Origin of the sequence: Nonomuraea sp. NPDC050540 (genome assembly GCF_044457485.1) — a bacterium.
Taxonomy (GTDB): Bacteria; Actinomycetota; Actinomycetes; order Streptosporangiales; family Streptosporangiaceae; genus Nonomuraea.
Genome location: NZ_JBITHA010000020.1, coordinates 44,414 through 60,982 on the forward strand (window position 1 = coordinate 44,414; position 16,569 = coordinate 60,982).

Annotated in this window: 16 protein-coding genes; 7 read left to right on the plus strand and 9 right to left on the minus strand. The window is 69.2% G+C overall.

Annotated features, from left to right (window positions below; translation table 11 throughout):
* Nucleotides 1–176 precede the first annotated feature (176 nt).
* The 3 genes from ACIBI5_RS44875 to sucC form a co-directional block, all read right to left on the minus strand.
* Entirely contained in the window at nucleotides 177–1,796 is a 1,620-nt protein-coding gene (locus ACIBI5_RS44875; RefSeq protein WP_397256515.1) for a DUF6350 family protein, read from the minus strand.
* A gap of 264 nt (nucleotides 1,797–2,060) precedes the next feature.
* Nucleotides 2,061–2,936, minus strand: a complete 876-nt coding sequence (sucD, locus tag ACIBI5_RS44880) for a succinate--CoA ligase subunit alpha (RefSeq protein ID WP_379610089.1) — start codon at nucleotides 2,934–2,936, stop codon at nucleotides 2,061–2,063.
* A complete protein-coding gene (gene sucC / locus ACIBI5_RS44885; protein ID WP_397093621.1) occupies nucleotides 2,936–4,117 on the minus strand; it encodes an ADP-forming succinate--CoA ligase subunit beta in 1,182 nt (393 codons plus the stop codon). The genes sucD and sucC overlap by 1 nt, the downstream gene beginning before the upstream one ends.
* Nucleotides 4,118–4,309: 192 nt before the next feature.
* On the opposite strand from sucC, the gene ACIBI5_RS44890 reads away from it, so the two are divergent.
* The gene (locus ACIBI5_RS44890; RefSeq protein ID WP_397256517.1) at nucleotides 4,310–5,200 is read left to right on the plus strand and encodes a hypothetical protein; all 891 of its coding nucleotides are present in this window, start codon (nucleotides 4,310–4,312) and stop codon (nucleotides 5,198–5,200) included.
* A 105-nt stretch (nucleotides 5,201–5,305) separates the two neighbouring features.
* Entirely contained in the window at nucleotides 5,306–6,172 is an 867-nt protein-coding gene (locus tag ACIBI5_RS44895) for a hypothetical protein (protein ID WP_397256519.1), read from the plus strand.
* A 137-nt stretch (nucleotides 6,173–6,309) separates the two neighbouring features.
* On the opposite strand, the gene galE is transcribed toward ACIBI5_RS44895, so the two are convergent.
* On the minus strand, nucleotides 6,310–7,293 hold the full coding sequence (gene galE, locus ACIBI5_RS44900; RefSeq protein ID WP_397256521.1) for a UDP-glucose 4-epimerase GalE: 984 nt from the start codon (nucleotides 7,291–7,293) through the stop codon (nucleotides 6,310–6,312).
* A 141-nt stretch (nucleotides 7,294–7,434) separates the two neighbouring features.
* Between galE and ACIBI5_RS44905 the strand changes: the two genes are divergently transcribed.
* The gene (locus ACIBI5_RS44905; RefSeq protein ID WP_397256523.1) at nucleotides 7,435–8,325 is read left to right on the plus strand and encodes a L,D-transpeptidase; all 891 of its coding nucleotides are present in this window, start codon (nucleotides 7,435–7,437) and stop codon (nucleotides 8,323–8,325) included.
* A gap of 20 nt (nucleotides 8,326–8,345) precedes the next feature.
* Here the strand turns inward: ACIBI5_RS44905 and ACIBI5_RS44910 are convergent, their stop codons facing one another.
* On the minus strand, nucleotides 8,346–8,957 hold the full coding sequence (locus ACIBI5_RS44910; RefSeq protein ID WP_397256525.1) for a Uma2 family endonuclease: 612 nt from the start codon (nucleotides 8,955–8,957) through the stop codon (nucleotides 8,346–8,348).
* 29 nt (nucleotides 8,958–8,986) lie between these two features.
* Entirely contained in the window at nucleotides 8,987–9,400 is a 414-nt protein-coding gene (locus ACIBI5_RS44915) for a MerR family transcriptional regulator (protein WP_397256527.1), read from the minus strand.
* A 56-nt stretch (nucleotides 9,401–9,456) separates the two neighbouring features.
* On the opposite strand from ACIBI5_RS44915, the gene ACIBI5_RS44920 reads away from it, so the two are divergent.
* Nucleotides 9,457–10,365: an oxidoreductase gene (locus ACIBI5_RS44920; RefSeq protein WP_397256529.1), complete on the plus strand. Its 909-nt coding sequence runs from the start codon at nucleotides 9,457–9,459 to the stop codon at nucleotides 10,363–10,365.
* A gap of 65 nt (nucleotides 10,366–10,430) precedes the next feature.
* Here ACIBI5_RS44920 and ACIBI5_RS44925 read toward each other — a convergent pair whose 3' ends face one another.
* Complete coding sequence (locus ACIBI5_RS44925; protein ID WP_397256531.1) at nucleotides 10,431–11,156, minus strand: SDR family oxidoreductase; 726 nt, start codon at nucleotides 11,154–11,156, stop codon at nucleotides 10,431–10,433.
* Nucleotides 11,157–11,205: 49 nt separating this feature from the next.
* On the opposite strand from ACIBI5_RS44925, the gene ACIBI5_RS44930 reads away from it, so the two are divergent.
* On the plus strand, nucleotides 11,206–11,760 hold the full coding sequence (locus ACIBI5_RS44930) for a MarR family winged helix-turn-helix transcriptional regulator (RefSeq protein WP_397256533.1): 555 nt from the start codon (nucleotides 11,206–11,208) through the stop codon (nucleotides 11,758–11,760).
* A gap of 110 nt (nucleotides 11,761–11,870) precedes the next feature.
* On the opposite strand, the gene ACIBI5_RS44935 is transcribed toward ACIBI5_RS44930, so the two are convergent.
* On the minus strand, nucleotides 11,871–12,977 hold the full coding sequence (locus tag ACIBI5_RS44935; RefSeq protein WP_397256535.1) for a hypothetical protein: 1,107 nt from the start codon (nucleotides 12,975–12,977) through the stop codon (nucleotides 11,871–11,873).
* A gap of 226 nt (nucleotides 12,978–13,203) precedes the next feature.
* Between ACIBI5_RS44935 and ACIBI5_RS44940 the strand changes: the two genes are divergently transcribed.
* Both ACIBI5_RS44940 and ACIBI5_RS44945 read left to right on the plus strand, forming a co-directional pair.
* Nucleotides 13,204–13,449, plus strand: a complete 246-nt coding sequence (locus ACIBI5_RS44940; protein WP_397256537.1) for a hypothetical protein — start codon at nucleotides 13,204–13,206, stop codon at nucleotides 13,447–13,449.
* 5 nt (nucleotides 13,450–13,454) lie between these two features.
* On the plus strand, nucleotides 13,455–14,057 hold the full coding sequence (locus ACIBI5_RS44945) for a hypothetical protein (RefSeq protein WP_397256539.1): 603 nt from the start codon (nucleotides 13,455–13,457) through the stop codon (nucleotides 14,055–14,057).
* 248 nt (nucleotides 14,058–14,305) lie between these two features.
* Here ACIBI5_RS44945 and pcrA read toward each other — a convergent pair whose 3' ends face one another.
* Entirely contained in the window at nucleotides 14,306–16,522 is a 2,217-nt protein-coding gene (gene pcrA, locus ACIBI5_RS44950) for a DNA helicase PcrA (protein WP_397256741.1), read from the minus strand.
* Nucleotides 16,523–16,569 lie beyond the last annotated feature (47 nt).

The following is a 16,569-nucleotide window of genomic DNA, read 5'->3' on the forward strand; positions in this document are numbered from 1 at the left end:
TCGCCTCCAAGGCAGCCTCGGGGTCGCCGGCTCCGGGGCCTCGCGGGCGCTCCAGGCCAAGCGCCCCGCGGCTCACCCACACGCTCTGGCATGCAGGGCTTGTCCCTGGCTCTTCGGGGTGGCGGCGCCCAAAGGGTCGGCCGGGTAGTTGTGCCTGGGTTCCGTGCCTGGGGTTGCTAGTCGCGGTCCCAGGCGTAGGGGTCGATGTAGATGACGTGGCCGCCCCGGTCGTCCGACTCGTCGATGATGTCGCGGCGCGGTGGGCGGTCGGGTTCGCGGCGGATGTGGGGGGCGGTGTCGGCCCCGGCCGCCGAGGCGTGCTCGTCCTGCCAGTCGTCGCGGATCACCGGGATCGCCTGCGTGTCCGCCTCGGTGGCGTCCATCCAGTGGCCCGGCAGCGGGCGCGCGTCGGCTTCTGCCAGGCCGACCTTGCTGGCGGCCTTCGCGAGTACGGCACCGGCCTTGCGCACCGGCGTGGCCGCCTTGTCCAGCGGCTTGCGTGCCTTCCTGTTCAGCAGCAACCAGTTGGCCACCCCGGCGGAGATGCCCGCCGCGACCCCGACCTCCAGGCAGATCGAGAGCGCCACCTCCCAGGGCGACGGCCCGACCGCGGCCAGCCGTCCACCCCGCAGCGGCCCGCCGGACAACGCCGCCAGCAACCCCGCCACCAGCCCGGTGCTCACCCCGGAGAAGAACCCCCACAGCGGAGCCACCTCATACGACGGCGACGGCGCGATCCGCGCCACCATGACCCCCGCCACCGCCCCGGCCGCGAACGGCAGCGCGATCACCGCCATCATCGGCGCCGGCACGGGCCCGCTGTCGGGCAGCGCCCCGAGCAGCGGCAGGCTGGGTACCATCCCAAGTTGCACCCCGGTGGGCGCGACGAGCGTACCCGTGCCGAAAGCGAACCCCGGACCGGCGATGTACGACATCGCCCACACCACGGCGTTGGGCAGGTAAAGCCCCTGGACGAGCAGCAGCAGCGCCCCGCCCACGAACCCGGTCGACAGTTGCCCGGACAGCGCCCTGACGTCGCCGAAGTTCAGGGCGACGGCCACGACCACGAGCACCAGCCCGCCGGCCAGCATGATCGCGGTGGCGACGGCCGTACCCACGGTGACCGCGCGCACCCGCTCGGGCAGCAGCCGCAACATCGACCGCCACGGCCCGATCGTCCGCGCGGTGGCCAGCGCCCCCACGACGAACGCCAGCAGAAAGTGGCTCAGCAGCGCCTCGCCGATGTAGGGCTGGGTGATGTCGTTGCGCGCGACCAGCGCGATCAACCCCGCCAGCAGCGCGTACGGCGCAGCCAGCGAGACCCCCGCCTGCGCCACCAGGATCAGCTGGGCGCGGCGGCGGGCGTTGGCCTTCTCCTTGGGCGAGTTCTTGGGCAGCCGGGCGGGCAGCCGCAACCGCAGATCGGCGTCCCTGGCCATCCACCGCCCGGCTTTGTACAGCAGGAAGGCCGGCAGAACGAGCAACCCCAGCGGCAGCAGCCCGACCCGCCCACCGGGAATCGCGAACCCGGCGTGGTGCGCCGCCAGCCAGAGCTGCGCCGCGGTACGGAACACCCCCGGCAGACCCGGCCCCAACGCCCCGCGGGGCGCCGCCATCCAGCCGATCAGGGTGAGGGTGGTGAGGACCGCCAGCCCGACGCCCAACGTGCAGGCGGCGGCCAGCATGCCCGACACCGGCAGCGGCCGCCTGGACTCGTCGTCGTCGCCAGTGACCCCGGGGATCTTGCCGAGGACGGCGCGGGGAGCCGTCCGTAGCTGGTCGAGTAGCGCCGTCACGGGAACCTATTTTCCTCAACTTTGACGCCTACACCCCCATCGCCGCGCCGTCCGGGCTGCTATTAGTCCCCTTTACGCCTTCCAACCAGCAAGATCTCCCACGAGGAGGTGGGGTTCCAGGCGCTCTCACGCCTCGCGATCCCTGAAGCGGATTGCCCGTCTGGGTTGCCCGGCGGAAGCGGCGGCGGGGCCGTACACCCGGGAAAAGCCGAAACCCCCGCGCGCCGGAAAGGCGACGCGGGGGCTCGGTGAAAGCGGTGCGGCTCAGCGGGCCTGCATGATCTCCCGCATCAGCCGGGCGGTCTCGGACGGCGTCTTGCCGACCCGGACGCCGACCTTCTCCAGGGCTTCCTTCTTGGCCTGCGCCGTTCCGGCCGAACCGGAGACGATGGCGCCGGCGTGGCCCATCGTCTTGCCCTCCGGCGCGGTGAAGCCGGCCACGTAGGCGACCACGGGCTTGGTGACGTGCTGCTCGATGTAGGCCGCTGCCCGCTCCTCGGCGTCGCCGCCGATCTCACCGATCATCACGACCGCGTCGGTTCCCGGGTCGTCCTGGAACGCCTGGAGCGCGTCGATGTGCGTGGTGCCGATGACCGGGTCGCCGCCGATGCCGACCGCGGTGGAGAAACCGAAGTCGCGCAGCTCGTACATGAGCTGGTAGGTGAGTGTGCCGGACTTCGACACCAGGCCGATGCGGCCCTGGGGCGTGATGTCGGCGGGGATGATGCCGGCGTTGGAGGCGCCGGGCGAGGCGATGCCGGGGCAGTTCGGACCGATGATGCGGGTCTTGTTGCCCTTTTCGACGGCGTAGGCCCAGAACTCGGTGGAGTCGTGAACCGGGACGCCCTCGGTGATGACCACACAGAGCGGGATCTCGGCGTCGATGGCCTCCTTGACCGCGTCCTTGGTGAACGCCGGGGGCACGAAGACGACCGACACGTCGGCGCGGGTGGCCTCCATGGCCTCCTTGACCGTGCCGAAGACGGGCAGGTCGAGGTGGGTGGTGCCGGCCTTGCGGGCGTTGACGCCGCCCACGACGCGGGCGCCGGCGGCGAGCATGCGCTTGGCGTGCTTGGTGCCCTCACCGCCGGTCATGCCCTGGACGATGATCTTGCTGTTCTCGGTCAGCCAGATTGCCATTACGCACCTACCGCAGCGAGCTGGGCGGCGCGCTTGGCCGCGTCGTCCATGGTGTCGACCAGTTCGACGCCCTTGAGCTTGGCGTCGTGCAGGATCTGCCGTCCGAGGGCGGCGTTGTTGCCGTCGAGGCGGACCACCAGCGGGTGGGTCACGGCCTCGCCGCGCTCCTCCAGGAGCTTGAACGCCGCGACGATGCCGTTGGCCACGGCGTCGCAGGCGGTGATGCCGCCGAAGACGTTCACGAAGATCGACTTTACGGCCGGGTCGGAGAGGATGATCTCCAGGCCGGAGGCCATGACCTCGGCCGAGGCGCCGCCGCCGATGTCGAGGAAGTTGGCGGGCGACGGCTTGCCGGCGAAGGCCTCACCGGCGTAGGCGACCACGTCGAGCGTGGACATGACCAGGCCGGCGCCGTTGCCGATGATGCCGACGTTGCCGTCGAGCTTGACGTAGTTGAGGTCCTTCTCCTTGGCCTTGGCCTCAAGAGGGTCCTCTGCCGCCTTGTCGGCGAACTTCTCGTGGTCCTTCTGGCGGAACTCGGCGTTGTCGTCGAGCGTGACCTTGCCGTCGAGCGCCTTCACCTGGCCGTCGGCCGACAGGATCATCGGGTTGACCTCGACCAGCGTGGCGTCCTCGTCGACGAAGCAGCACCAGAGCTTCTCGATGAGCTCGGCGGCGCCGTCCAGCGACTTCTCCGGCAGGCCGCCGGCCACGGCGATCTCGCGCGCCGTGGCGCGGTCGATGCCCTTGATGGCCGAGACGGGCACCTTGGCGACCTTCTCGGGGGTGCTGTGGGCGACCTCTTCGATGTCCATGCCGCCCGCTGCCGAGCAGATCGCCAGGAACGTCCGGTTGGCACGGTCGAGCAGGAAGGAGAAGTAGTACTCCTCCGCGATCGCGCTGGCCTCCTCCACAAGCACCTTGTGGACCGTGTGGCCCTTGATGTCCATGCCCAGGATGGCGGTGGCCTTGTCCACGGCGTCGGCGGCGTCGTCGGCCACCTTGACCCCGCCGGCCTTGCCGCGCCCACCGGTCTTCACCTGGGCCTTGACCACGACACGGCCGGTCAGCTGTTCAGCCGCCGCGCGTGCTTCCTCCACGGTGTGGGCGACGATGCCGCGCGGCACCGGGATGCCGTAGTCCGCGAAGAGCTCCTTCGCCTGATGTTCGAACAGGTCCACGAGGGTCCGTCCTTGCTATTCCGACTGAGTGTTCGACGGCCCGGGCCACCCCGTGCGTGCCGGGCGTTTTCCGCCAACGAAGCCTAGCCCCAAGCTTGACCTGCCCAGGTCATCGGGTCACGCGAATCCCGTGATGTGACGGTGATCTCACCCCGCGATGATGCCCTGGCATATGTCAATAAGGGGGCATAAATGAGGCGATTGATCGCCGTTGCCGCGGCGGCCGCCGCGATGGTCGTGGCTCCTCCGGCGTTCGCCCAGGTCAAACCGGTGGACGCGCTGAAGAAGCAGTTCGTCGCCGGTCAGGGCGTCAGGATCAAGGAGACCTCGCGTACCTGGGTGGACAAGCAGGACTACATCGGCGTCGTACGCGAGGGCGCCGCGGCCTTCGGGCCGAAGGGCGTCGTCGCCGCCGAGGGCGAACGCACCCCGGTGCTCGGCCCGGTGCTCAAGAAGCAGTTCGCCGCCCAGGCGAAGAAGGACCCGAAGGCGGCCGACATGGTCGACCTGCTGACCCAGCGGACGTACATGGTCAGCTCGGGCAAGCACTACTACATCCACGGCGGGCTCTTCTCCAGGGCGCTGCCCGACGACAAGTTCTGGATCCGCGGCGACGGCGACCCGTCCTTCGCGATCATGGGCGACCAGCTCATCAACGTGCTGGAACCGGCCACGCTCAAGCACCTGCTGGCCACCGGCAAGCACACGGGCCCGCGCTACCGCGGCTCGCTCACCTTCGCCCAGTTGCACAAGGTCTCGCCGTCCTTCCGCACCCTGATGCCCGGGATCTCGTACGGCGAGATCGGAAAGTCGCGCATCTCGTGGCGGCTGACTCTCGGTGAGGGGCAGCTCCCCCAGCGTCTGGCGATCGACTGGACGATGCCGCTGACCAAGAAGGCGACCATCAAGGGCACGACCGAGACCAGGTACTCCAACTGGGGCGCCGACATCTCCGTCAAGACGCCGACCGCCGAGTCGATCATCAGCCTCGATGACCTGGTCGACCACATCCTGAAGCCGCCGACGCCGATCGACGAGGACTACGTCGCGGTGCCGCCGAGCGACGACGGCACGGTGCAGTAGTCGCTCATGGGGCCGGAGTTCTGCATGGATTCTGCATAGAAACTCCCATAACAGATGGGTTTAAGGAGACCGTGCCGTGATCTCCGATTGCCAGGCTTCGGCCCCATGAAGCGCATCTTCGCCGGCGTCGCCCTCACCGTGGCCGCCGCAGCCCTCACCGCCGCCCCCGCTCAGGCGGCAGCGCCCAAGGATCCCGTCGTGGCGCTCAAGAAGCAGTTCGTCGCGGGAACCGGTGTGAAGTTCGTCGACCGCACCATCCTCGCCAACGGGGGTCAGCGCGAGATCTTCATGCGCCGCACCGGCACCTTCGCCTTCTCGAAGGCCGGCCTGGCCGCCTCGGACATCACGGGCAAGTTCAACTTCAAGCAGTCCGACCTGCCTGAGGACACCCCCGATCTGATCAAGGGCTTCTTCGCGACGGAGCGGACCATCCGCATCGGCACCACGTCGTACATCTCCGGCGGCATGTTCGGCACCCTGCTTCCCGAAGACAAGACGTGGATCAAGTTCCCCAAGGGCCCGACCGGCGGGCTCACCGGCCTCTACGGCCAGATCGTCAACATCACCGAGCCGAACACGCTGAAGACCCTGCTCAAGAGCGGCAAGGCGATCAAGGGTGGCTACGCGGGCGCCATCACGGTCGGGCAGCTGAACAAGGTCTCCGCCTGGTACCGGGCCTCGCTCTTCGATAAGCCGAGCAAGAAGCAGCAGAAGGTCGTCATCAGCTGGAAGCTGCAGCTTGACGGCAAGGGCCTGCCGAAGCGCCTGGTCACCACGTACTCGCCGGCCGCGATCGGCATGGACGCCGAGGGCAAGGAGACCCTGAGCGTCGACACCCGCTACACCGGCTGGGGCTCCAAGGTCACGGTCACGGCACCGCCCGCCGACGAGGTCACCACCGAGTTCAAGGACGGCACCAGCGAGATCCCCGACGGCCTGACGCTGCCCAACGGCGACGTCGTCGCCAAGTAGCTTTTCGGCAGTTTCCCGCAGTCACGGCGGGGCCGCGCCCACCGCGCCCCGCCGTACCCACGCCCGGCCTCGAGCGCCGGCCGGCAGTCTCACGTGGTCCCCGCCGTGACGCCGCCCCCTTGACCGGCCGACGGCGGTCACGCCAGGCGTGTGTCCCGGATCTTCGCCCACTCCAGCGAGTGCCGGATCCCCTCGGCGACCGAGTGCTCGGCCGTCCAGCCCAGGAGTTCACCGGCCAGCGTGCTGCGGGTGTAGGCGCCGGCCACGTCCCCGGGCCTGGCGCCGGTCTCGACCACCTCGACGGGCCGGTCCACGACCGCGTTGAACGCGTCCGCCAGCTCCCTCACCGTCGTGCCCTCGCCCGTGCCCAGGTTGATCACCCGAGCCCGCGAGATGACCGTGTCGAACCGCTTGAGCGCGGCCACGTGCGCGGTGGCCAGGTCCCAGACGTGGATGTAGTCGCGGATGCCGGAGCCGTCGCGGGTCGGCCAGCCGGTGCCGGTGATCTGGAAGGGCTCCCCCAGCTCGTACGCCTCGATCATCTTGCCCAGCGCGTGGCTCGGACGGCGCAGTTGCAGGCCGGTGCGCATCTTCGGGTCGGCGCCGATCGGGTTGAAGTAGCGCAGCGACAGCACGTCGATCGGCTGTGTGGCCGCGACGTCGGCGAACATCGCCTCACAGTGCGCCTTGGTGCGGGCGTAGGGGCTCTGCGGGCCGAGGGCGGACTCCTCGTCCACGGTGAAGTCGTCGCCCGCCCGGTAGATCGAGGCGGACGAGCTGAAGATCAGGCGGCGGCAGCCGTTCCTGAGCAGGTGGTCCACGAAGTCGAGGCTCTTGGAGACGTTGGCGCGGTAGTAGCCGACCGGGTCGGCCACCGAGTCGGGCACCACGATCAGCGCGGCGCAGTGGATGACCGCCTCGATGTCCGGGTGGTCGGCGAAGATCCGGTCGATCAGCGCGCCGTCCGCGATGTCGCCTTCGTAGAAGTCCCGCTCCTCGGCGAACTCTCTGCGCCCCGTCACCAGGTTGTCCAGGATGACCGGGGCGATGCCCGCGTCCTGGCACGCCGAGGCGATCGTGCTGCCGATGTAACCCGCTCCACCGCTGATGAGTACTCGCACAGCCCGCACCCTACCCACCGCGACTCAAGCGTCGCGCCAAGAGCCGATGCAAGATCGTTACACGGATCGGACGCACCAACCCCGCCCGTCACTTGTCTTACTTCTGGAACGCACCACCCTCTTTGTCCCCGGAGTATCCACGTGAGATTGCTCGTCGCCGTCGCGCTGGCATGCGGCCTGCTGGCCGTACCCTCTGTCGCGCACGCGAAGCCCGCCGCTGCTGCGAAAAGGCTCGACATCGCCGACATCACCCCGATGGGGCAGGACAAGGAGAAGGTCGGCGTCGGCTTCCCGATCATCGTGACGTTCGACCGCGACGTGCAGGACAGGGCGGCGGTCGAGGCGCTGCTCCAGGTGCAGTCGGAGCGGCCGGTGGACGGCGCCTGGCGGTGGGTGTCGGCGCGCAAGGTCATCTACCGCACCAAGTTCTACTGGAAGCCGCACCAGAAGGTCACCTTCACCGCCCAGCTCAGCAAGCTGGCCGGCAACGAGTCCGTCAAGGACGTCACCCAGCGCTTCGCCGTGGGCCCCGCCAACATCTCCGTCGTCGACACCCGCAAGCACGTCATGCGCGTCACCCGCGACGGCAAGCTCGCCAAGAAGATCCCGATCAGCGCGGGCAAGGGCGGCCTGGTCAAGAACGGCGTCGACGTCTACCTGACCACCAGCGGCATCCACCTCGCCATGAACAAGAAGCCCATCGAGACCATGACCTCCTCGTGGCTGGGCGTCACCGACCCCAAGGACCCCCGCTACTACAAGGAGGAGATCCCCTGGGCGGTGCGGATCTCCGACAGCGGCGAGTACGTCCACCAGAGCGCCGGCTACTACCATTTCCTCGGCCGCAGCAACCAGAGCCACGGCTGCGTACGCGCCACCCCGGCGGGCGCCAAGTGGTTCTACGGCATCGCGCAGCGCGGCGACGTCATCAAGATCACCGGCACGAAGCGCAAGCTCGACTGGAACAACGGCTGGAGCTACTGGCAGCTCAACTGGACCGAGTGGAAGAAGGGCAGCGCCCTGGCCCGCTGAGTTCCCGGGGGCGGGGGACCTCAGCCGTCGAGCGCCTGGAATGGCACGCTCGCGGGGAAGGGCCGCTCGAGTTCGAGAACGCCTTCATGTGTCTCGGCCAAGCGGTAGGTACGGCTTGGCCAGTCCAGGCGGTACTCCCGGATGGATCGCACATAGAACTCGTCATCCAGATAGACCACGAGGTAGATCGGGATGCCTTCGTGAGCGTACTCGGCGAGTTTGTCGACGGTGTCGGTGTATCCGGATCCGGGGGAAACGACCTCGACGACCAGCTTGGCGTCCGTGGTCGCGACCTTGCCACCTCGTTCGATGCACCCGTAGACAAGGACGTCGGGGCGACGGAAGGACAGCTTCCCGTCCAACCGGCGGCGTTTGACGAAGTACATGTCGATGTCAGTGGAAACCCGTTGACAGGGCTCCTCGGGTTTCGCGGCCTCCAGCGCATTGGCCAGACGGCGGCACACGTCGCCGTGCTCCGGTGCGCCGCTCTGGCGGAAGATCACGTTCCCGTCGATCACTTCGATGAGCTTGCGCACCTGATCGGGAAGGATGTCGTACCGGTCTTCTGTCAGGGTGAGCGTCTGGGGGTCCGACGCCCACTCGGGCAGGCCGTTCATCATCGTCTCCGGCACCACTCCATCGTAGGCAGATCTGTCTAGGGTCATCGCGGTTCCGCGGCGAGTGGCGGGGACCAGAGGCCGGTGGCGGTGCCGGTTTTGACGTGGTGCTCGTAGACGACGACCTTGTCGTGGATCACCGCCAGGCAGGCGCGCAGGTCGTCGATCCTGGCCTCCACCTGGCGTTCGTGTTCGCGCAGGAGCGCCAGGCGGTCGGGCTCGTTGCCGGGGCCCTCGCGGACCAGGTCGGTGAAGCGCTTGACGGTGGCGATCGGCATGCCGGACTCGCGCAGCCTGTTGCACAGCAGGAGCCAGTCGACGTCGGACCGCTCATAGGCCCGCTGACCGCCGAGGGTGCGGGGGATGTCGCGCAGGAAGAGGCCCTCGCGCTCGAAGAAGCGCAGGGCGTGCACGCTCAGGCCGGTGGCCTGTGACACCTCGCCGATCGTCAGGGACATATGCGGGCCTCTCCTAGCTTGACCTAGAGCACACTCTAGATTTTAGCCTCCTCCACATGACGACATTCGGGGCATGGAGCACGGCCGACGAAGTGCTCACCGGGATGGACCTGCGGGGTTCCAACGCGCTGGTGACCGGCGGGTACTCGGGACTCGGGCTGGAGATCACACGGGCGTTGAGCCGCGCGGGGGCGCGGGTGATCGTGCCCGCCCGGCGGACCGACATGGCCAGACGGGCTCTGCTCGGGACCGAGCGGGTGGACGTCCTGGCGCTCGATCTGGCGGATCTGGCGAGCGTCAGGGCGTTCTCCCCACCGGTCGCCAGCCTCGACATCGTGATCGCCAACGCGGGCATCATGGCCTGGCCGGAGACCCGGGTCGGGGACGGGTGGGAGGCGCACTTCGCGATCAACCACCTCGGGCACTACGCGCTGGTCAACCACCTGCGACCGGCGCTGGTGCCGGGGCGGACGCGGGTGGTGTCGGTGAGCTCGTCCGGGCATTTCCTGTCCGGTATGCGGTGGGACGATCCGCACTTCGAGCGCGGGTACGACCGGTGGACGGCGTACGCGCAGTCGAAGACGGCCAACGCCCTGTTCGCCGTACACCTGAACCGGATGGGGATCCAGGCGCATGCCGTACATCCGGGGAGTATCCTCACGCCACTCCAGCGGCACATCTCGCGCGAGGAGCAGATGGCGCAGGGGTGGATCACGGCCGACGGGCGACCCGCGGAGGGGTTCAAGACGCCCGCGCAGGGCGCGGCGACCGCGACGTGGGCGGCCACCTCGCCCGCGCTCGACGGGCTCGGCGGCACCTACCTCCAGGACTGCGCGGTCGCCGCGCCCGCGGCCACGGACGACATGCTCGTCGGCGGTGTCAAGCCGTGGGCCGTCGACCCGGTCGGCGCCGCGCGGCTCTGGCAACTCTCCGCGAAGCTGACCGGCATGGACGTCTTCACCTGATCGGCTCCGTTGAGTCGCGCCACGGCGAGGGCGCACAGGCATGGAGCCGGGCTCGGCCGGCGATTTCAGCCGCCGAGGTACGCCCCGCCGTTGACGTGCACGACCTGGCCGGTGATGTGACCGGCGCCGGAGGATGCGAGAAAGGCGATCGTGGCGGCGACGTCGCCGACCTGACCGGCGCGTCCGTTCGCGGTTTGGGCGACCAGCGCCGTACGGCGCTGCTCGGCCAGCCCGTCGCCGAAGAACTCGGTCTCCTCGACCAGCCCCGGCGCCACGACGTTGGCGGTGATGCCGCGACCGCCGAGCTGAAACGCCAGTTCGGCGTTCCAGGCGAGCACCCCGGCCTTGGCCGCGCCGTAACCCGCCGCACCCTTGGCCGCGGCGATCGATCCGAGGGTGACGACCCGGCCTCCGTCCGCCAGCCGCGGCGTGAGCGCCGTCGTCATCAGCACCGCGCTCACCAGATTGGCCTCCAGGTTGGCCAGCCACGCCGCCCGCAGCCCCGCCAGGCCCGAGTCCCCGGCGCGCCCGAAGTCGGTGTTGCCGCCCGCGTTGTTGACCAGTACCTCCACCCTCTCCGGCAGCTCGGGCAGCGCGGCCTCGATCTCGGCGGGCACCGTCGCGTCGAACGGCACGGCCCGCACCCCGTCACCCAGCTCGGCCACCGCTCTGTCCAGGACGTCCCGGCGGCGGCCGGTGATCACTACGTCCAGCCCGCCGGCTGCCAGCGCCGCCGCCGTAGCCTTCCCGATCCCCGTGCCGCCACCCGTAACCACGGCCGTACGTGTCATCTTCAGACTCCTTGTTTAGACCTAAACTTCTCCTTGTACGATAGGCAACGTGACCCAGCACAGCAACCCCGACGCCGTCGACGAGATCCAACTGGCCTGGCGCCGGGAGCGCCCCGGCACCCCTGTCGCGTCGATCGGGATCATCACCCGCGTCTGGCGCGCCGCCAAACTGCTCGGCGACGAGCGCCGCCGCACGCTGGCCCGGCTCGGCATCGACGGCGCCACCCTCGACCTGCTGTCCACGCTGCGGCGAAGCGGCCCGCCGTACACCATGACCCCGGCGGAACTGAGCGCCTCCTGCCTGGTCACGGCGGGCGCCATCAGCCAGCGCGTCACCCGCGCCGAGAAGGCGGACCTGGTGCGCACCACACGGGGCCCGCGCGGACGCACCCACACCATCACCCTGTCCGATGCCGGTCACCGGCTCGTCGAGGACACCGTCGACGCCCTGCTGACCCACGAAGCCGCCCTCGTCGCCCACCTCGACGAGGACCAGCGCGAACTCCTGACCGACCTGCTCCGCCACCTCCTGGACGGCCTCACCGAACACCTCAACGCCGACGAACGCCCCGGCCAGGTCGGCGACGACGCCCCAGGACCGTAACCGCTCCCGAGAGACGCCCTCCGTCCGAGCTGAGCCACCCGCGGGCCCCGGCACGAGAGTCCGATCACAGCGAGAACGAAACAGTTGGCAATCAGCCGTGCGTGTGCGCCCTAAGAAGTGGGGCCGATCTGACGCGGTGCCGGCGGACCGTACAGTTCGTGATAGACCTCGCGAAGCTCGTCGGCCTCGGGGATACCGCGCTGTTCGACACCTACGATGACCTCTTTGGCCCGCCAGTAATTCGAGGGGACGAGCAGCCGGGTCATCATCGCCTGGAGCGCGACATGCCCGGCCTCTCCCGGCTCGTCGGTGGCGAGCAGCGCAAGGGCAAGGTCAAGGCGTGCCGAGGCGGCGCGGCGCGGGCGAGGTCCACCGTCCTCCCGGGACTCCAGACGGTCGAGCACCTGACGCGCGCACTGCACGGCGGCCGGATCGCCGAGCCATGACAAGGTCGTGGCCATGTACGCCTCGCTCTTGGCCGGGTCATAGCGGAAGTGGTGCTCAGGCCGATCCGGCATCGGCATGGGCGATACCAGCGCCTGGGTACGGGTGAGCGCAGCCCGGGTCTCTGGGCCTCTTCCCATGCGTGCCCACGCGCGACCTTCTTGCCCGGTCGCCTGGATGAAGGCGGAGCTGTTGCGTGGTGCGACAGCCTGAGCCCCTCGGGAGAGAACCATGGCGTGGTGATACTCGCCCTCGGTGAGGGCCTGCCATGCCTCTGTCTCCAGACACCACGCCCTGATCTCCTGGTGCTCAGCGTGAGCGGCCAACTGGGCGGCAGTCCGCAGCCGCGCGGCGGCGGCTGGGTATTGGCGCAGGTCGATGTGGCAGGTCGCGCCCAGCAGAGACAGCCAGCCGGCGGCCACGAGAAGCCGGCGGTGCTCAGTCAGAGTCTTCTTGCCGTCGAGGAGGCGGTCGACATACTCCAGGTGTCGCCTCACACGTCCGAGAAGCTGGGCCGGCGGCGTGCGAGGGTAGGCGGACGCCAGGTCGTCCACCGCGAGTTCCAGCCGCTCAAGGGTCTCCGTACCAACGTCGCTCGCTGCTGCCCGGCGGGCGAGCTCCATCGCGTCGATCTCGTCGCCAGGGTCGGTGTCGTCGGCCCGGTCGCCGAAGAGCGCATGCTCGCTCAGCCCGTAAACGCGACAGTACAGCTCGGCGTACTCGTCGTCGGGCCGGTGCCTGCCCCTCTCGTGGTCGCGGATGCGGCGCACCACGCTCTCCACTTCGGGGAACGGCCTGCCCGCGACAGCCGCCAGCCGGCCCGCGAGGTCTCGCTGAGACCATCCACGCCTGGTCCGCTCGGTGTGAAGCCGACGTGACCAGGCGGGAACCTTGCTCATCACGGATACCTCCGGAGGGCGGGGCGGACACGACGGATGTCCAGGGTCCGCCTCCAGTGTCCTCTTCGCAGTCGTATCACAGGCCGATGAGATGGGTCTCGTGGATGAACCCGCAGGCAGTGCCACAGGCCAAGCACCGGAGTACTCGCTCGCCGAACAGGACGACCGGTGGCGTCGGCTCACGTGCTCACACCTCCACGACCGTGATGCCCGCTTCCGTCTCGCCGAGGTCGAGGCCCTGGTGAAGTTGTGGAAGCCATGGGCCGCGGGACAGACCGTGCTGTTCGTCCAGGGCTACGGCATGGTCTCACCGCAAGGCCGTCTGCTTGCCCGGGAGCAGATGTGAGCGGGATGTCGCGACTGCGTGTGCCGTACATCACCGCCTACGACGAGGAGTTCGCCGAGCGGCCGTTCACGCTCGTCCCCGACGCGTGCGCCACGGACGGCTGGAGGCTCGGGTTCGCCGGTGCCGGCGGGCGGGATTGGCTGTTCGGCGTGCTCTGGCATCGGCCGGGCCTGCACCGTGGAGGCCGCCCCGAATGGAAGATGGTCAACACGCTGCGGCAGCGTCGCTGCATGCTGCGCCTGCTCTGCCAGGTGTGCGGCGGCCCGGCCCGCGACGCGTCCACCGGCCGTGTCTCGTGGCTCCTGGCCGACCCGCCCGTGACTGGTTCGACCGGCAAGCCGTTCACTAATGCGCCACCCACCTGCCGCGGTTGTATCCCCGGAGCGCTGGCCAGCTGCCCGCGGCTGCGCCGCGCGGCCTGCGTGTACACCGCGCGGTCCGCCGAGCCGTACGGCGTGGTGGGCGACGCGGTGCAGCCGTCCCCGCAGGGCCTCGTGAAGGTGGAATGGGACCTGCACATCCCGCTGGACGCCTTCCACCGGCTGGAGTACACCCTCGCCAAGCAGCTGCTCGTGACGCTGGAGGACCTTCAGCCGTTCACAGCATGAGCGGTCATCCCCACACTTTGCCGGGGCGCCCGTGGAACCGGCCCACCCGTATCCCGTGCCGGGACAACGCCGGGGGCTGGGCTGTTCAACAGACCCCTTCAGGCGCGTAGCGCCCCTACGCGCCCTTCACCCACCGTGCCCGGCCCACGCCCGGGGGACCGGGGGTCGGAAGACCCCCGGCCAGGGGGCGTGGGGGAGCTGGGCTCCCCCACACCAACCAACCCGGAGCGAAGCGAAGGCCCATGCCCTCAGAGCTTTTCGAGGGGCGCGTAAGCCAGCAGCAACGTCTTCTCTCCCCCGCTCCCAAAGTCGATCTTGACCTTGGTGCGCTCGGCCACCCCGTCCACCGACACCACGGTGCCCAGGCCGAACGCGTCGTGCGTCACCCGGTCGCCCGGCGTCAGGTTCGGGACCGCGCGGGAGCTCTTCTTGGCCGGAGCCGGGGTCGGGTCGCGGCGGACCGCGGCGGTCCTGGCCGACTTCTCCGGGTCGGTACGCCAGTCGAGCAGCGTCGCCGGCACCTCGTTGACGAAGCGGGAGGCGGGGTTGAAGGACGGGGCGCCCCATGAGCTGCGTACGGCCGCGCGCGTGATGTACAGGCGCTGCTGCGCCCGCGTGATGCCCACGTAGGCCAGGCGGCGTTCCTCCTCCAGTTCCTTGGGCTCGCCCAGGGACCTGATGTGCGGGAAGACGCCGTCCTCCATCGCCGTCAGGAACACCACGGGGAACTCCAGGCCCTTGGCGGTGTGCAGGGTCATCAGCGTGACCACGCCCTGGCCGCCGTCGGCCTCGGGGATCTGGTCGGCGTCGGCCACCAGCGAGACCTGCTCCAGGAACTCCACCAGCGTGCCTTCCGGGTTGGCCTCCTCGAACTCCTGGGCCACCGAGATGAGCTCGTTGAGGTTTTCCAGCCGGGACTCGTCCTGCGGATCCTCCGACGCCTCCAGCTCCGCGCGGTAGCCGGTGGCGACCAGGATCTCCTCGGCCAGCGCGGACGGCGGCACGCCCTCGGCCTTGGCGATCAGCTCTTCCAGCATGGCCACGAACTCGCGTACCGCGTTCAGGGAGCGGGTGGCCATGCCGTAGGCCTCCTCGGCGCGGCGCAGCGCGTCCCAGAACGTGATGTTCTCCCGCGAGGAGAGCGCTTCGACCATCGCCTCCGCGCGGTCGCCGATGCCGCGCTTGGGGACGTTGAGAATGCGCCGCATCGACACCACGTCGGCCGGGTTGGCCAGCACGCGCAGGTACGCGAGCAGGTCCTTGACCTCTTTGCGCTCGTAGAAGCGCACACCCCCGACCACCTTGTACGGCAGGCCGGTCCTGATGAAGATCTCCTCGAACACCCGCGAGGCGGCGTTGGTCCGGTAGAAGACGGCCACGTCGCCGGGCTTGACGTCTTCCTCGTCGGACAGCCGGTCGACCTCCTGGGCGACGAACATGGCCTCGTCGTGCTCGTTGTCGGCGACGTACCCCACGATCTTGGGGCCGTCACCCTGGTCGGACCAGAGGTTCTTCGGCTTGCGGCCCTCGTTGCGGGAGATGACCGCGTTGGCGGCGGCCAGGATGTTCTGGGTGGAGCGGTAGTTCTGCTCCAGCAGGATCGTGCGCGCGTCGGGATAGTCGCGCTCGAACTCCAGGATGTTGCGGATCGTCGCGCCGCGGAAGGCGTAGATCGACTGGTCGGCGTCACCGACCACGCACAGCTCCGACATGTCGGACCCGGTGCGGACCAGCTCGCCGTCGGCCGTCTTCAGCTCGGGGTGGCCGACCAGCTCCCTGATCAGGATGTACTGGGCGTGGTTGGTGTCCTGGTACTCGTCGACCATGACGTGCCGGAAGCGCATCCGGTAGTGCTCGGCCACCTCGGGGAAGAGCTGGAAGAGCGTCACCGTGTTCATGATGATGTCGTCGAAGTCCATGGCGCCGGCCTCGGTCAGCTTGAGCTGGTAGGCCTTGTACGCCTGGGCGAGCGTCTTCTCCAGGTGGTTGTTCGCCCGGTCGATGGCGGTCTCGTAGTCGATGAGCTCGTTCTTGTAGTTGCTCACCTGGGCCGAGAAGCCGCGCGGCGGGTAGCGTTTCGGGTCGAGGTCCATCTCCCGGCAGACCATCGCCATCAGCCGCTGCGAGTCGGCCTGGTCGTAGATCGAGAAGCTCGACGGGAAGCCCAGCCGCTTGGCCTCCTTGCGCAGGATGCGCATGCAGGCGCTGTGGAAGGTCATCACCCACATGACCTTGGAGCGGGGGCCGATGAGCTTGTCGATGCGCTCCTTCATCTCTCGGGCGGCCTTGTTGGTGAAGGTGATCGCGAGGATCTCGCCCGGGTGGACCTTGCGCTCGGCCAGCAGGTAGGCGATGCGGTGCGTCAGCACCCTCGTCTTCCCCGATCCCGCGCCCGCGACGATGAGCAGCGGGCTGCCGTGATGGATCACGGCCTCGCGCTGCTGCGGGTTGAGGCCGTCGAGCAGTGGGTGGTCTAGAGAGACTTGGGTCGGCACGCCCCTAGGTTAGGACG

Coding starts and splice junctions, on each gene's coding strand:
- sucD (WP_379610089.1), bottom strand. CDS start 2,936: ATGGCAATCTGGCTGACCGAGAACAGCAAGATCATCGTCCAGGGCATG.
- ACIBI5_RS44890 (WP_397256517.1), top strand. CDS start 4,310: ATGAGGCGATTGATCGCCGTTGCCGCGGCGGCCGCCGCGATGGTCGTG.
- ACIBI5_RS44895 (WP_397256519.1), top strand. CDS start 5,306: ATGAAGCGCATCTTCGCCGGCGTCGCCCTCACCGTGGCCGCCGCAGCC.
- ACIBI5_RS44915 (WP_397256527.1), bottom strand. CDS start 9,400: ATGTCCCTGACGATCGGCGAGGTGTCACAGGCCACCGGCCTGAGCGTG.
- ACIBI5_RS44920 (WP_397256529.1), top strand. CDS start 9,457: ATGACGACATTCGGGGCATGGAGCACGGCCGACGAAGTGCTCACCGGG.
- ACIBI5_RS44925 (WP_397256531.1), bottom strand. CDS start 11,156: ATGACACGTACGGCCGTGGTTACGGGTGGCGGCACGGGGATCGGGAAG.
- ACIBI5_RS44945 (WP_397256539.1), top strand. CDS start 13,455: ATGTCGCGACTGCGTGTGCCGTACATCACCGCCTACGACGAGGAGTTC.